Source organism: Nocardia sp. NPDC004168, assembly GCF_040610355.1.
GTDB classification, from domain to species: Bacteria; Actinomycetota; Actinomycetes; order Mycobacteriales; family Mycobacteriaceae; genus Nocardia; species Nocardia sichangensis.
The window spans coordinates 679,584-694,565 of sequence record NZ_JBEXME010000001.1 but is presented as its reverse complement, the minus strand read 5'-3'; the positions used below and the strand labels follow the sequence as shown (position 1 = coordinate 694,565).

Genomic DNA, 14,982 nt, shown 5'->3' with positions numbered 1-14,982 from the left:
ACCGACCCCTTCGGTACGGAATCTCAAGGTAGAGCAGGGACGCCCACTCGGCACGAGTATCGGGCTACCTCATCGCGGCACGAGTTCGCCCAAGTAGAGCGCGATTCGGCGGATCGAAGGGTGCGTGAGCTACCGCGGCTACGCGTCCGGTTCCATGCTGCTGAGCAGGATTCGCGCGAGCCGGTCCAGTTCCCGTCGCTCCCCCGCGGTGAGCACGGACAGCATGCGCGTCTCGTTCGCGGTGTGCTCGGTGACCACGGTGTCGACCAATTCCCGTCCTGCCTCGGTGAGGCCGACGCGCACCGCCCTGCGGTCCCGCGCGTCCGCGACGCGCCGCACCAGTCCCGCCGACTCCAGCCGGTCCAGCCGTCCGGTCATGCCCGCCCTGGACAACATCAGCGTGTCGGCGAGCACCGACGGGCTGAGTTCGAACGGCGCGCCCGAACGACGGAGCGCGGCGAGTACGTCGAATTCGCCGCGTTGCAGGCCGTGCTTGCCGAATACCGCCTCGATCTCACGCTGCGCCACCACCAACAGCCTGCCCAGACGTCCGGCCACGGCCATCGCCTCGAGATCCAGGTCGGGTCGTTCCCGCTGCCACTGCGCCACGATCGCGTCCACGGCGTCCGTTTTCCGCTCGGTCATGGACAGGATCTTATTCGGCACGATATAGTTCGGTAGCGAATTATCAATCACCGAACTAATCTGGAGGCTCCGATGGCCATTCCCGCGCCACGCAAGGACGTCGCGATCCGTCAGCCGCAGGATGCGGAGACCCTGCGTACCACGTCTGTCACCATGCGCCTGCTGATCGACGCCGAGGAGGCGGGCGGCGGGCTGAGCACACTCGAGGTCGACATGGACCGTGGAGCGGACGGCGCGGCGCCGCACTATCACACGCTTTCCGACGAACTGTTCTATGTCGCGGACGGCGAACTGCAACTGCTCGCCGGTGACCGCATCGTCACCGTCGGCGCGGGTGGTTCGATCGTGGTCCCGAAATTCATGCCGCACGCCTTCGGCGCCGCACCGGACAGTACGGCACGGATCCTCATCGCGCTCACGCCCGGCGTGCAGCGCTTCGAGTACTTCCGGCTGCTGGAACGAATCGCCGCGGGCGAATCCCCGATGACCGATCTCGCCGCCGCTCAGGACGAGTTCGACAACCACTTCGTCGACGCCCCCGCTTGGTGGGCGGAGCGCAACGCGAACCGGAAGTGAAGTCGGCGCCCTTCCGGATCCGCCCGCGGACAATCAATTCGGAGCGAGTCGAGCACGGCGCGGCACGGGAGGAAATACGATGCCGCACAGCAGCCGTCGTCGCGGGCCACCTGCGCCCAGCAGGACGAGAGTACAGATGCACAGCCGCCAATATCGGGCTATGAGCAGCATCCGCGCCTCACGGGAGATTAGCTTCTCGATTGCTATCTCAGCATTTCCAGGCTACCGGAAAACTTTCGGTACTCGGGCGTTATGAATCGGAATTCGGTTTGCCATAGGCCGGGAAATCTCGCGATCCGAGCCGATAACGCCGCTCATCGCGATATGATCGCTCACACGCTTGGGGGTCGTGGCAAATCGCGAGCAGATCGGAGAAACGGCTATGACCGACGCAATCCACCTTCCCGGGACGACGCCGAGGGGTGACCGCGTTCCTCCGCTCCAGGGTCTGCTGGTCGCGGAATCGGACCGGCAGATCAGCGTGCGCGTCGCCGAGGGAACGTGGACCTTCAGTCGGTCCGATGTCCTGCGCGTGGTCGATTCCGCGGCGCCCCACGCCGATCAGGACGGGCGCCCGGTGCTGGTGGACATTCGCGCGGGCGCCACCGCCGATTTCACCCGCAGGCTGCGGATCGACCTGGTCGATCGGCCGATGACCATCCCGGAGTCACCGTCGGAGGCGCTCGGCGACGAGCAGTTGCGCCGGCTCACCGAAACCTGGGCCGACCGGCTGCAACTCGTCGACTGCCCGGGTGCGAGCGGTGCGACGTTCACCTACTGCCAGACCAAGTCGATGAACGGCAGCGACGACGGCATCAACTGCGACAGCCTCGACTGAGCGGCAGGCGGATGGCCGCACGCCGGCGCGGTTCGGTCCTGATCGTGTCCGAATCCGATGATCTACACGCCACCGCGATGGCGGCGACGCTGCGAGAACACCACGGGCTCGGCCCGATCCACCTCGACCTGCGCGATTTCCCCCAGGAGTCCGGCAGCTTCCGGCTGGACCGACTCGGCACCACACGCTCGCTGTCGCACCTGATCGGCCTCGACGACGTGCGGTCGGTGTGGTGGCGGCGACCGCATCCCGCGCGGGTGCCCGCGGGTGTCCGCGCCTCGGACAACGAGTTTCGCCAGGCCGAGTGCGACGGATTCATTCAAGGGCTGCTCTGGTCCATCCCCGCTCACTGGGTCAACGACCCCGGCGCCGACCGCACCGCGGCACGCAAGATCGTCCAGCTGGAGACGGCGCTGCGGGCCGGGTTCGCGGTGCCGGAGACGTTGATCACCAACGATCCGGACGAGGCGCGCAGCTTCGTCGAATCCCGGCCCGGTCCGGTCGTTTACAAGCGCACCGGCACCAGCCGGGCGGAGTTCGCCGAGACCAGGATCATCTCCAGGGACGATTTCGGCAGGCTGGCCGCGATCCGTTCGGCGCCGACCACCTTCCAGGACTACGTCGACGCCAGCTGCGATCTGCGCGTGGTGTGGGTGGACGGGGTCGAATGGACCGTGCGCATCGACTCCCAAGCGGGCGTCGGCAAGGTCGACTCCCGCTTGGACACGTCGGTCGATTTCGCGCACGATCACCTGCCCGCCTCGGTGAGCAAGTCACTGGCCACGCTGATGGGCGCACTCGGATTGTCCTTCGGCGTGCTCGACATTCGGCTCGGCCGTGATGGCGAGTACTACTTCCTGGAGGTCAACCCGCAGGGCCAGTTCGCCTACCTGGAGATCAAGACCGGGCTGCCGATCTTTCGCAGCTTGGCCAACCTGCTGGTGGACGGTGACGGCATGGTGGAGGGCTACTGAACCCGGTCACAGGTCCGGCGGCACGATATCGAGACCGGAAACGCCACGGTATGCGGCAACGGCGGCCCCGCATTCGCCGCGCAGCGGCGCTCCACCGGACGACAACAGCAGCCGAAGCCCGTCGCTGGACGGGGTCCCGCGCGACGACCAACGGCGCGAGCGCCGCTGAATTGCATTGCGGCTCCACTCGATCGCCGACATGCGCCCGAGGACCTGGCATCGACGCCGCCGTGCAGCTCGGCGAGGTAGACATCCAGTTCGGGGGCGTCGACGTCGATCCGGTTGGGGGCTCCGCCCGTGGCGGCCGCGTAGCCGTCCGGCGGCAAAGCACGCCGTTGCGGCGCTATGGGCTCTTGCGGCGATTGGCTCCACCCCGGCTGCGGAGCTGCACATGCGACTCCACGAGGACGTTGTGGATGAAACCGTAGGAGCGGCCGGTGGACCGCGCCAGTGACCGGATGCTCGCACCGGCCTCGTACTGTTTCTTCAACTGGGTTTGTAGGCGATCGCGTGACTTGCCGGTGACGCGTGTGCCCTTACCCAATGTGGCCTTGCTCTGTGGCCTGTCGCTCATGGCTTCCTCCGAGTCGCCGAGCAGCGTCTTTCCAGGCTAAGCACTCAGCAGGCCGTGATCAACGGGTACCTGTGATGAATCTCACGCGAGCTGAATAAGTTCCAGATATTCGGCCGACCAATGGTCTTCTGTCCCGTCCGGGAGCAGGATCACACGTTCCGGAGACAATGCCTCCGCTGCACCCGGGTCGTGGGTCACGAGCACCACCGCGCCCGCATAGGTGCGCAAGGCGTCGAGAACCTGTTCCCGCGACACCGGGTCGAGATTGTTCGTCGGCTCGTCCAGCAGCAACACGTTCGCCGCCGAGGAGACCAGTCCGGCCAGCGCGAGACGGGTCTTCTCACCGCCCGAGAGCGTGCCCGCGGGCTGGTCGAGCTGCGGGCCGGAGAACATGAACGCGCCGAGCAGGCCGCGCAGCTCCTGCTCACCGGCGTCCGGCGCGGCGTGGCGGATGTTCTCCCACACGGTGGCGTTGTCGTCCAGGGTGTCGTGCTCCTGGGCGAAGTAACCGACCTTCAGACCGTGCCCCGGCACCAGACCACCCGCCGTCGGCTGCTCGACTCCGGCGAGCAGGCGCAGCAGCGTCGTCTTTCCCGCGCCGTTGAGCCCCAGCACCACCACCCTGCTACCGCGGTCGATCGCGAGGTCGACGCCGGTGAAGATCTCCAGCGAGCCGTAGACCTTGGTCAGGTTCTCCGCCATCAGCGGCGTCTTGCCGCAGGCGGCGGGCTCGGGGAACTTGATCCTGGCGACCTTGTCGGCGACGCGCACGTCGTCGAGTTCGGCCAGCAGGCGATCGGCGCGCTTGGCCATGTTCTGTGCCGCAGTCGCTTTCGTGGCCTTGGCGCCGAGCTTGGCCGCCTGGGCGCGCAGCGCGCTCGCCTTCTTCTCGGCGTTCGCGCGTTCCCGCCGCCTGCGCTGCTCGTCGGTGGCGCGCGCGTCCAGGTACTTCTTCCAGCCCATGTTGTAGACGTCGGCCTCGCCGCGCACCGCGTCCAGGAACCACACCTTGTTCACCACGTCGGCGAGCAGGTCCACGTCGTGACTGATGACGATCAGGCCGCCGTCGTGGTTCTGCAGGAAACCACGCAGCCAGGTGATCGAGTCGGCGTCGAGATGGTTGGTCGGCTCGTCCAGCAGCAAGATGGTGTCCGACCGCCCGCCGCTGCCGTCGGAGGCGGCGAACAGGATGCGCGCCAATTCGATTCGGCGCCGCTGTCCGCCGGACAAGGTGCGCAGCGGCTGACCGAGCACGCGGTCGGGCAGACCCAGGCTGTTGCAGATGCGCGCCGCCTCGCTCTCGGCGACGTAACCGCCCAGCGCCGAGAAGCGTTCCTCGAGCCGGCCGTACTTGCGGACCGCCTTCTCCCGCTCTTTGTCGTCGGCGACCTCGGCCATCAGCGCCTGTTGCTTCTCCATCTCCCGGATCAGCGTGTCCAGGCCGCGCGCCGACAGCACCCGGTCGCGGGCCAGCACGTCGAGGTTGCCTTCGCGCGGATCCTGCGGCAGATAACCGATATCGCTGGAGCGCAGGATCTTGCCCGCGTACGGCTCCCCCTCGCCTGCCAGGATGCGCAGCGTGGTGGTCTTCCCCGCGCCGTTGCGCCCGACCAACCCGATCCGGTCGCCCGCCTGCACCCGAAGCGCCGGTCCGGGAGCGGACAGCAGGGTGCGGACTCCGGCCCGGACCTCCAGGTCGGTCGCGGTGATCACAAACTTCTCCTAGCGGATCGTGGTGCTGGACGCGTGCTCGATTGTGCGACCCGACGCGCACAAGAACCACCGATTTTACCCGGGGCGCAGGGTGCGCCCGCATACCAGCACCCCGCATGTGACGGCGATAACGGCCCCCGCGGTGGCCTGCGCTACCGTGCGATGCCATGAGTACCGATCTATTGGGCAAGAGCGCTCTGGTCACGGGGGCCAGCCGTGGCATCGGCAAGGCGGTCGCGGCGGAGTTGCTCGCCCGCGGCGCGAACGTGCTGATCACCGCGCGGAAGAAGGATCCACTGGAGGAAGCCGCCGCGGAGCTGCGCGAACTGGGGCACCAGGGTCAGGTCGTCGCTCTGGCGGGCAACTCGGGCGTCGCCGAGGATCGATCCGCCGCGGTCGAGCGCGCGGTCACGGAGTTCGGTTCGCTGGACGTCCTGATCAACAACACCGGCATCAACCCGGTCTTCGGCTCCCTGATGGACGCCGACCTCGATGCCGTGCGCAAGATCTTCGACGTGAACGTGGTCGCGGCCCTGGGCTACATCCAGGAGGCGTACAAGGCGTGGATGCGCGACCACGGCGGCGCCGTGGTCAACGTGGCCAGCGTCGCGGGCATCCGCTCGACCGGCGTGATCGCCGCCTACGGCGCGTCCAAGTCCGCGCTGATCCATCTCACCGGTGAGCTCGCCTGGCAGCTGGGGCCGAAGATCCGGGTGAACGCGGTCGCGCCGGGCGTGATCAAGACGAAGTTCGCCGACGCGCTGTACTCGACCGACGAGGAGCGCGCCGCGAGCGTGTACCCGATGAAGCGGCTGGGCAGCCCGGAGGACGTGGCGCGCTTGATCGGATTCCTGGTCTCCGACGAGGCGGCGTGGATCACCGGCGAGACGGTCCGGGTGGACGGCGGGCTGCTCTCCACGGGCGGAATCTGACCGCGAACGGGAGCCGCCCGCGCTAGCGGAACGCCAATGCGCCGATGGTGTCGGCGTGCCGGTAGCGCAGGTACTTCTCGACGGCCGTGGCGTCGACCGCGCCGGTGGCCGTCGCCAGCGTCACCACCACGAATTCCTTCTCGCTGCCGTCCTTCCACTTGCCGGTGGCGTAGCCCTTCAGGTAACTGCCCGGACGCAGCGCGAGGTCGGCGTCGGTGAACCGGCCCTTCGCCGCGGCGGCCCGGCCCTCGTCGGCCATGCCGAGCACGAACTGCGTGAGCATCAGCGCGCCGCCCTCGGCGCGGTACACCAGCTCCGCCGCGTAGACGCAGCCCAGACCGGTGAGTTTGCCCGCCGCCTCGATGGGGTGGCAGTCGGCGTGGTCGCGGCCGTCGACCCACTCGGCGTGCAGTTCGACGCGATCGAACCGGAAGTCCCAGTCCTTCGCGAACTCCGTGTAACTCAACCGGCCCGCCGAAGGGTGTGCACCACGCGACGACGGGCTCGCCGGTCGCGTGCTGGTACCGCCGCCCGCGCGGGTGGTCGCTTCGGCGGTGGCGACCGCGGCTTGCGGGTGCCCTTCCTCGCGCGGCGCCGGCGCCACTCCGATGCCGACCGCGACCAGCACGGCGACGACGCCGATCACCAGCGCGACGACCACACCGGTTCGGGACTCGGGCGGCGGCGGCAGGGGCGGCGCTTCCCACTCCGGCATCGGGTACACGCTCGGCGGGGACATGCTTCCCCAGTCCGGCGCGTACCGCGCGTCCTCCGGTTTCCCCGACGGATAGGTCATCGCGGTCGCCCTCCCACATCTCCCAGCAGCCGTCCCACCCCGCGTGGGCCTCCCCGAGCCGCCCGAGCGACCCTATCCGATCGAGCCTGCCCCGATCGCCCCGAAATCAGAGCCGGACGGGCTGGAGCCAGTCCTCGCGCCCCGCGGTCGCCGGAGCGGCAGGAGCCTCCTCGATTCCGAACCGCTCGTGCAGTCGGCGCAGCGGGCCGGGCGCGTACCAGTTCCAGTGGCCGAGCAACTCCATCGCCGCGGGCAACAGGAAGCCGCGCACCAGCGTCGCGTCCACCAGCACGGCGAGTGGAAGCCCGATGCCGAATGCCTTCATGAAGGTGATGTCCGAGGCGAGGAAGCCGAGGAAGACCAGTGAGATCAGGACGGCGGCGGCCGTGACGATCCGGCCGATCCGCTCCAGTCCGGACGTGACGGCCAGCGCGTTGGACCTGGTGCGCAGGTACTCCTCGCGGATGCGGGCCAACAGGAACACCTGGTAGTCCATGGCGAGACCGAACGCGACGCCGAACAGCATCACCGGGACGGTCGGCGGGAGGTCGCCGGTGACGGTGAAGCCGAGCAACCCGGACAGGTGCCCGTCCTGGAAGATCCAGACCAGCGCGCCGAAAGTCGCGGTGAGGCTCAGGAAGCTGAGCACGACGGCCAGCAGCGGCAGCACGGCGCTTCCGGTGAGCAGGAACAGGACCACCACCATGATCAGCACGACGAAGGCCAGCGCGTACGGCAGCGCCGAGACGACCGAGCCGATCGCGTCCGTGTTGGCCGCCGCCACGCCGCCGACCAGCACCGGCGAGGCGGCGGGCGTCGCGCGCACGTCGGCGGCGATCCGATCCAGCACCGTGGGATCGGTGGTGTCCGGGACCACCGTCAGATAGGCGGCGTTCTCGGCGCGGAAGCGGTCGGCGGCCGCGGTTGGCGCGACGAGCAGACCGCCGTGGCTGTAACTGCCGGTGACGGTGTCGACCCGGCGGACGTCCTCGATCTCCGACAGCTCACGAGCGTAGGCGTCCAAGCCTGCGGCGCTGTAAGCGCTTTCGGGCAGCACTACGAACAGCCCGTTCTGCTCGGTGGCGGCGAAGTCGCGCTGGATGGTCTCGGTGACCTGGCGGTTGTTCATCGACTCCGGCAGCGACCGTTCGTCGGGGAAGCCGAGATTCACTCCGAGGAACGGCGCGCCCAGCACGAGCAGCAGGGCGGTGACCCCGAGGCCGATGGGCACCGGCCGCATCATCACGAACCGCGCCAAGCGGTGCCAGGCGCCCTCGCCGGGTGCGGGACGGGCCGCGCGCAGGAACCACCACAACTGACCGTTGTCGATCTTGGTGCCGAGCAGGAACAGGATCGCGGGCAGCACGGTCAGCGACACCGTCGCGGCGATCACCGCCACGGCCAGGCCCGCGTAGCCCATCGACCGCACGGCCAGCAGCGGGAAGAACAGCAGGCCCGACAGCGCGACGGCGACGGTGACGGCCGAGAACGCGACGGTCCGGCCCGCCGAGCGCATGGTGGCGGCCACCGCGGCGGCGGGCTGCTGACCGGCGACCAGTTCGTCGCGGTAGCGGCTGATGATCAGCAGGCTGTAGTCGATCGCCAAGCCGAGGCCGAGCAGGGTGGCGACGTTGGTCGCGGTGGCCGCCAGATCGGTGACGCTCGCGATCAGCCACAGCGCGCCCATGGTGATCATCACCGTGATCATCGCGATCACCAGCGGCAGGCTGGCCGCGACCAAGCCGCCGAACACCAGCAGCAGGGCGATCAGCGTGACCGGGAATGCGATGGATTCGCCCAGCACGACGTCTTTCTCGCTCTGCTGCACCGTCTCGTGCAGCAGCATGGCGTAGCCGCCGACGCGCACCTCGAGCGGGCCGTGGGTGCCGCCGAATCGGTCGGCGAGATCGCCCACCCGCTTGTCGACGTCGGCCTCCTCACCGAGGATGCTGGCCACGATCAAGCCCTTGGTTCCGTCGGTGCTGCGCAGTGCGGGCGATTTGTCGGTCCAGTACGACGTGACGCCCGCGACGCCGGACTCCGACTTCAGCTCGGTGACCAGATTCGTCGCAGCGGTGGCCGCGGCGTCGTCGTCCACCGACCGGCGAGTCTGCACCAGCAGCACGAAATTCGGGGTGGCCTCGCCGAAGGTGTCGCGCAGCACCGCGGTCGCCCGGCTCGATTCGCTGTCGGGGTCGATATACCCGCCGCCCTGCACTTTGTCGAACAGCGTCGCGCTCAGCGTGCCCATCGCCAGTGCGAGCACCACGAACACGGCCAGGATCCACCGGCTGCGCCGCCTGGTCAGCTCGAACACTCCGTCTACCCCTAACTCGTTCCGGTCGTGCCGCTTTCGCGCTCGGACTCCAGCGGTCGCCGGTCGGCAACCTGCCCGGCGTGCCATCCGCGGCACGCCGGTGCGCCGACACCTGACACTCGGCACCGGAGCCGGATGCGTACGCCAGCGCCCCGGCATCCTAGCAACGCGGGACAAACTGCGGTGAGCCCGAACACATTCCGTCAGTGCGCCCGGTCCGGCCACCTGCCTGCACGCTCCGGCATGGGAAGGCAACCGAGCCAGGCCGGACGCATTTCCGCACGCGGGGCGGGCGATCCGGAATCCGCGACAGCTTTCGCGAAACGTTCACTTCGCGAGTCCGGACCTCCGCGCCGGAACGTGTTCGACGCCGTGGCTGCGCGACGCTCCAGCGAGCAGATGAGAGGCTCGAACCCATGCATCGCAACACGCTCCAGCGGATCCGGACGAGCCCGGCATGAAGCCGGACGTGGTCGTCTGCGGGCTCGGCCCGGCCGGACGCGCCCTCGCGCACCGGGCAGTGGAGCGCGGACTCACGGTCACCGTGGTCGATCCCGCGCCGGAGCGCCGGTGGACGGCCACCTACGCGGTGTGGGCCGACGAACTGCCTGATTGGCTGTCGCCTCGGGTCGTCGCGGCGACGGTACCCCGGCCGATGGCCTGGGGAACGCGCGCTCACCGATTGGACCGCCCGTACGTGGTGCTCGATACCGCCCGGCTGCAAAGGTCGCTGCACCTGGCCGACGCGAGCGTGGTCTCCGAGCGCGCGATCGATGTCGGCCCCGAGCGTGTGACCTTGGCCTCCGGCGCGACGATCACCGGCGGCCGGGTGGTCGACGCGCGCGGACTCGCCCGCTCGCCCGCCCGGGCCGAGCAGACGGCCTACGGCGTCATCGTGGACGCCCGGCGCTGCGCCGGGCTCGAACCGCTGTTCATGGACTGGCGTCCGGACAACGGCGCCGCCCCCGAGGCGCCGCGTTCGTTCCTCTACGCCGTTCCGCTGGACGACGAGCGGGTGCTGCTCGAGGAAACTTGCCTGGCCGGCCGCCCGGCCTTGACCGGTGCGCAACTGCGCACACGCTTGTGGGCGCGCCTCCGCGCCAGAGACGTCCCGCTCACCGGTGACGAACCCGTGGAGCACGTCCGTTTTCCGGTGCAAGGAGGCCGTCCCGGGTCGAGGAGGTTCGGGGCCGCGGGCGGGTTCCTGCATCCGGCGACCGGGTACAGCGTCGGCGCCGCGCTGTCCGCTGCCGACGCGGTGGCCGCGGGCCGGGACGTATGGCCGGCCGCGGCGCGCGTCGTCCACCGGTTGCGCGGCGCCGGGCTGCGCGCGCTGCTGGCGTTGCCGCCCGATGATCTCCCGCTGTTCTTCGACACGTTCTTCGCGCTTCCCCCGGACGCGCAACGCGCGTATCTGTCCGGCCGCACCGACCTCGCCGGCACGGTCGCGGCGATGAGCGCACTGTTCGCCGCGCTCCCGGGACGGCTGCGTCGGCGTGTCGCGACCGCGACACTCGGAGTTCCGGTTCCCTCGCGCGGTCGGTGGGCTTCGGCCATGATGGGGGTATGAGATCGATCTGGAAGGGCTCGATCGCATTCGGGCTGGTGAACGTTCCGGTGAAGGTGTACACCGCCACCGAGGACCACGACATCCGGTTCCATCAGGTGCACGCCAAGGATGGAGGCCGGATCAAATACGACCGCGTCTGCAGCGTGTGCGGCCAATCCGTCCAGTACACCGAGATCGACAAGGCCTACGAGTCGCCGGACGGCGACAAGGTGGTGCTCAGCGACGAGGACTTCGCGAAATTGCCGGTAGCGGAGAAGCACGAGATACCGGTGCTGCAGTTCGTGCCGTCGGACCAGATCGATCCGATCCTGTTCGAGAAGAGCTACTACCTGGAACCGGACTCCAGCACGCCGAAGGCCTACGTCCTGCTGGCCAGGACGCTGGAGCAGATCGAACGCACCGCCCTGGTGTACTTCACGTTGCGGCAGAAGACCCGGCTTGCCGCGCTGCGTGTACGGGAGGGCATTCTGGTGGTCCAGACGCTGCTGTGGCCCGACGAGGTCCGCTCCGTGGAGTTCGAATCCCTCGACGGTGTCGCCGAGCCCAGGCCGCAGGAGATCAAGATGGCCGAGAGGCTCGTCGAGGCCATGTCCGACGACTTCGATCCGGAGCAGTTCACCGACGAGTACCAGATCGAGCTCAAACGCCTGCTCGACGAGGCGATCGCCAGCGGAACCGGCAAGGTGCCCGAACAGCCGGAGCTCGCGCCGAGCGGGATGGACGCCGAGGTGGTCGATCTGGTCGCCGCGTTGCAGCGCAGCCTGGAGGCCAGCGGGCGCAGGACGGCGGGCGGCGACGGGGCCGAGCCGAAGAAGACCGCGAAGAAGGCCGCGGCCAAGAGCGCCGAAAAGAGCGGAGCAGCCAAGAGCACGGCGTCCAAGAGCGGCGCGTCCAAGAGCGCGGCGAAGAAGACGCCTGCGAAGAAGGCGGCCAAAAAGGCTCCGGCTCGCAAGGGCGCCTGATCTTCCTACGGCGGGGCCGCCACCACCGCCGAATCAGTCTTGTGCCGCGCGCTGCCTGCCCTCTTCGAAGAACTCCAGCAGGGCCGCGACCGTGTTCACCGCGGTGCGGGGCCGGAGCGCGCCGAACGGCGCGTTCCAGAAGTCGCCGGTTCGCGGGGTCCACGGCCCGATGTAGGCGTAGGGCCCGGGATGAGCGTCGTCTCCCGGCGAAACCCCGTAGTTCACCTCGTCGACCGTGCTCGACAGATCGAAATGCTCCGGCCACAGCACCGGTGTCACGCCGGACGCCAGGCACCGCAACGCCTTGTCCCCCAGCGCGAACCAGTCCTCGATCAGCCCCGCCGCCGAGGGATCCACTTCGATCGCCGAATCGGTATCCACGCCGGTGGTGTCCGCGTACACCCCTTCCGGCGGCCCGGGTTCGAAACCCGCGGCCTCGGCGACCTCCCGATACGTCCCCTTCAGCCGCACCCGCCCTTCCGGCCACACCAGTTCCTCCCCGACCACCGAAACCGGCCAACGCACACCGGCGAAACCCCGGTGCACGACTGCCAACCGAATGGTGCCGAATTCTCGGTACTGCGGCCCGGCGATCAGCAACTCCGCGACCGCGTGCAGCCCGACGCGCGATCGCCGATACGTCATCTCGTCCACCACCGAATCATCTCCGCTGCCGCCGCCCCACCGCACGGGTTCGGCACGGAAGCGGCCGGTCACCTCCGCGCTGTCACGAAGCTCACCCTGATTTCGCGGAAATCCCCTCGCTGGCGCCGAAGCTGGCTTCCTCGTGACTGACCAGCCCCAGCAGGGCGAGGGGGCGGGGTGTGACCGCGATGGTCAGGTAGGAGACCGTGATCGCCCAGCGGTTGACCGCTCGCGGCACGGCGAACGTGTGGTAAGCGCGGGTCACCGCCTTGGCGGGCAGGCCGGACAGGCGGATGCCCATCGGGTTGGCGACCGCGAAGCGCGGCCCGAGGTCGACGACCAGACCCAGGTCGCGGTGCTTGTAGTCGGCGGCCGTGCCGATGCCCAGGCTCGCCGCGACGTTCCTGGCCAGCGTCTTGCCCTGTCGCGTGGCGTGCTGCGCGGTGGGCGGAGTGATCCGGCCCGGCTTGGTGAGGTCGGGCACCGCCGCCGCGTCGCCGCCCGCGAAGACGTCCGGGTGGCCGGGCACGTTCAGTTTCGCGTCGACGACCAAGCGGCCCTTCTCCAGCGGCAGGCCGAGCGTGCCGAGCACCGGTGCGCCGGTCACACCCGTCACCCAGGCCACCGTGCGGGTGGGCACCACCGTGCCGTCGGTGAGCACGACCGAGTTCTCGTCGAGTTTCGTCAGCGAGGTCTCCAGCCGGATCTCGATGCCACGTTTGCGCAGCACCTTCAGCACCTTGTCACTGAGCCGCTCGCCGACCTCGGGCATCACCCTCGGCGCCGTGTCGAGCAGAAGGAAACGCACTTCGGCGGGGTCGAACCCACGGCGCGCGGCGTAGGCGTCGGCGAGGGCGCGCAACTGCGCCACGAGCTCGGTGCCCGCGTAGGACGCCCCCACGACCACCACCGTGCGGCGCGCCCGCCGCACCTCGGGGTCCTCCTCGTCGTCGGCGAGCTCGAGCTGGCGCAGCAGCTGCTCGCGCAGGTACAGCGCCTCGGCGACGGTCTTGAGCCCGCGCGCGTGCTCGGCCAGACCCGGTATGTCGAACAGGCGGGTGACCGACCCGGGCGTGAGCACCAGCCGATCCCACGACAGCTGCCGCGGCGGATGATGCTCGTCTTCCACCGTGAGCGTCTTGTTCCGCAGATCGACCGACCTGGCGTTCGCAACCACCAACCGGACCCGCGGCAGCGAATCCGCCAGTGAGATGGCGACGAACCGAGGGTCGATCAGGCCACCGGCCACGTCCGGCAGCAGCGGCGTATAGAGCATGTAGTCGTTGGGCGTGACGAGCACGATTTCGATGTCGCGGTTCGCCTTGGCCACGATGCGGCAGAGCTTCTGGGCGCAGGTGAACCCCGCGAACCCGCTCCCGACGATCACGACCCGCTGCGGGCTCGCAGCGTTCCCATCCGGCACGGGGACCTCCTCGGTGTCAGCTCCCGACGCGATTCCCGCTCAGGCACATCCGAAACCGCGCTACCGGTCGCCCGTGGCTCCGCCGACCGGCCCATCGGCAGGACCGATTCGTGGTTCGGCAGGCCGAGCGGGCGCGGGGCAGGTTCCCTACCTCCGGAACCGAGCTTCCAGTTCGGCGAGCGTCGCCTGGAGATCGGCCGCGCTGTTGGATTTGAAGATGCCCTGGTACCCGGTTTCCGCGCGGACCGCGGCCTCGACCTCTGGGTCGTGATAGAGCTGCGCGAGTTTCAGCAGCGTCGGGTTGTCCTTGTCGGCGGCGCGGGCGGCGAAGACGTTGATGTACTGCTTCAGTTCCGGACGCTCGGGGTCGTCGGTGTAGATCACCTCGTTGGATGTCAGTCCGGCGGGGCGGGCGAAGGTGTCGTCGACGAACGCGGCGTCCACGCTGCCGAGCGACTGGGCGGTCAGGGTCGGATCGATGGGCGTGAGCTTCACCCGGGAGGCGACCGGGTCGACGTCCTCGATTTTGGAGTCCCAACTCGCGCCGCCCTTCAGCACGATGAGCCCGGCCGCGGCGAGGCCGAGCAGGGGCCGCACCTGGTTGGCCGGGTTGTTGCTCAAGGTGATCTCGCCGCCCTTCGGAATGTCGGCCACCGACTTGTGCTTGCGCGAGTACAGCGTCAGCGGGAAGATCTCGGTCGCGCCGATCGGCACCAGCGTGTCGTTGTTGCGGACGTTGTAATTGGCCAGGTACCGCACGTGCTGGAACTTGTTCAGATCGATGCGCCCCTGCGCCAGGGCCGGATTCGGCTGGTTGTAGTCGGTGAAATTGGTGAACTCCACCGTGATGCCCTGCTCCGCCGCCTTCTTGCGGTAGACCTCCCAGTGCGGCAGCGACAGATCGTTGACCCCGATGTGGACCGCGTCGGATCGGTCTTCACCACCGCAGCCGACCGCGGCGACGGCCAATACGGACACGAGCGGGATCAGCAACAGCCGGAGACGCGAGCGCATTAT

At 68.9% G+C, this 14,982-nt stretch carries 14 protein-coding genes; 6 read left to right on the top strand and 8 right to left on the bottom strand.

Annotated elements, in window-relative coordinates; translation table 11 throughout:
- Nucleotides 1-138: 138 nt before the first annotated feature.
- A complete protein-coding gene (locus tag ABZW96_RS03415; RefSeq protein ID WP_355070867.1) occupies nucleotides 139-645 on the bottom strand; it encodes a MarR family transcriptional regulator in 507 nt (168 codons plus the stop codon).
- A 72-nt stretch (nucleotides 646-717) separates the two neighbouring features.
- On the opposite strand from ABZW96_RS03415, the gene ABZW96_RS03410 reads away from it, so the two are divergent.
- The 3 genes from ABZW96_RS03410 to ABZW96_RS03400 all read left to right on the top strand — a co-directional run bounded on the left by ABZW96_RS03410 (nucleotide 718) and on the right by ABZW96_RS03400 (nucleotide 3,033).
- Nucleotides 718-1,221, top strand: a complete 504-nt coding sequence (locus tag ABZW96_RS03410; RefSeq protein WP_355070865.1) for a cupin domain-containing protein — start codon at nucleotides 718-720, stop codon at nucleotides 1,219-1,221.
- A gap of 382 nt (nucleotides 1,222-1,603) precedes the next feature.
- A complete protein-coding gene (locus ABZW96_RS03405; protein ID WP_355070863.1) occupies nucleotides 1,604-2,059 on the top strand; it encodes a hypothetical protein in 456 nt (151 codons plus the stop codon).
- 44 nt (nucleotides 2,060-2,103) lie between these two features.
- Nucleotides 2,104-3,033 carry a hypothetical protein gene (locus ABZW96_RS03400; protein ID WP_355070861.1) on the top strand — a complete coding sequence of 310 codons (930 nt, stop codon included), beginning with the start codon at nucleotides 2,104-2,106 and terminating at the stop codon, nucleotides 3,031-3,033.
- 343 nt (nucleotides 3,034-3,376) lie between these two features.
- Here the strand turns inward: ABZW96_RS03400 and ABZW96_RS03395 are convergent, their stop codons facing one another.
- Together ABZW96_RS03395 and ABZW96_RS03390 are read right to left on the bottom strand one after the other, a co-directional pair.
- Entirely contained in the window at nucleotides 3,377-3,607 is a 231-nt protein-coding gene (locus tag ABZW96_RS03395) for a helix-turn-helix domain-containing protein (RefSeq protein ID WP_355070859.1), read from the bottom strand.
- A gap of 81 nt (nucleotides 3,608-3,688) precedes the next feature.
- Nucleotides 3,689-5,320: an ABC-F family ATP-binding cassette domain-containing protein gene (locus ABZW96_RS03390; protein WP_355070857.1), complete on the bottom strand. Its 1,632-nt coding sequence runs from the start codon at nucleotides 5,318-5,320 to the stop codon at nucleotides 3,689-3,691.
- Nucleotides 5,321-5,487: 167 nt separating this feature from the next.
- Between ABZW96_RS03390 and ABZW96_RS03385 the strand changes: the two genes are divergently transcribed.
- Nucleotides 5,488-6,252: an SDR family oxidoreductase gene (locus tag ABZW96_RS03385; protein WP_355070855.1), complete on the top strand. Its 765-nt coding sequence runs from the start codon at nucleotides 5,488-5,490 to the stop codon at nucleotides 6,250-6,252.
- Nucleotides 6,253-6,274: 22 nt separating this feature from the next.
- On the opposite strand, the gene ABZW96_RS03380 is transcribed toward ABZW96_RS03385, so the two are convergent.
- Both ABZW96_RS03380 and ABZW96_RS03375 read right to left on the bottom strand, forming a co-directional pair.
- Nucleotides 6,275-7,048, bottom strand: a complete 774-nt coding sequence (locus ABZW96_RS03380; protein WP_355070854.1) for a hypothetical protein — start codon at nucleotides 7,046-7,048, stop codon at nucleotides 6,275-6,277.
- Between the two features lie 106 nt (nucleotides 7,049-7,154).
- Entirely contained in the window at nucleotides 7,155-9,365 is a 2,211-nt protein-coding gene (locus ABZW96_RS03375) for an MMPL family transporter (protein ID WP_355070852.1), read from the bottom strand.
- Between the two features lie 457 nt (nucleotides 9,366-9,822).
- On the opposite strand from ABZW96_RS03375, the gene ABZW96_RS03370 reads away from it, so the two are divergent.
- Entirely contained in the window at nucleotides 9,823-10,935 is a 1,113-nt protein-coding gene (locus tag ABZW96_RS03370; protein WP_355070850.1) for a lycopene cyclase family protein, read from the top strand.
- Nucleotides 10,932-11,897, top strand: coding sequence for a Ku protein (locus ABZW96_RS03365; RefSeq protein WP_355070848.1), 966 nt, complete (start codon nucleotides 10,932-10,934; stop codon nucleotides 11,895-11,897). The genes ABZW96_RS03370 and ABZW96_RS03365 overlap by 4 nt, the downstream gene beginning before the upstream one ends.
- A 33-nt stretch (nucleotides 11,898-11,930) precedes the next feature.
- Here ABZW96_RS03365 and ABZW96_RS03360 read toward each other — a convergent pair whose 3' ends face one another.
- The 3 genes from ABZW96_RS03360 to ABZW96_RS03350 all read right to left on the bottom strand — a co-directional run bounded on the left by ABZW96_RS03360 (nucleotide 11,931) and on the right by ABZW96_RS03350 (nucleotide 14,979).
- Nucleotides 11,931-12,614 carry a hypothetical protein gene (locus tag ABZW96_RS03360; protein WP_355070846.1) on the bottom strand — a complete coding sequence of 228 codons (684 nt, stop codon included), beginning with the start codon at nucleotides 12,612-12,614 and terminating at the stop codon, nucleotides 11,931-11,933.
- Nucleotides 12,615-12,633: 19 nt separating this feature from the next.
- Nucleotides 12,634-13,965: an NAD(P)/FAD-dependent oxidoreductase gene (locus ABZW96_RS03355; RefSeq protein WP_355070845.1), complete on the bottom strand. Its 1,332-nt coding sequence runs from the start codon at nucleotides 13,963-13,965 to the stop codon at nucleotides 12,634-12,636.
- Between the two features lie 147 nt (nucleotides 13,966-14,112).
- Nucleotides 14,113-14,979: a MetQ/NlpA family ABC transporter substrate-binding protein gene (locus ABZW96_RS03350; protein ID WP_355070843.1), complete on the bottom strand. Its 867-nt coding sequence runs from the start codon at nucleotides 14,977-14,979 to the stop codon at nucleotides 14,113-14,115.
- Nucleotides 14,980-14,982: the final 3 nt, after the last annotated feature.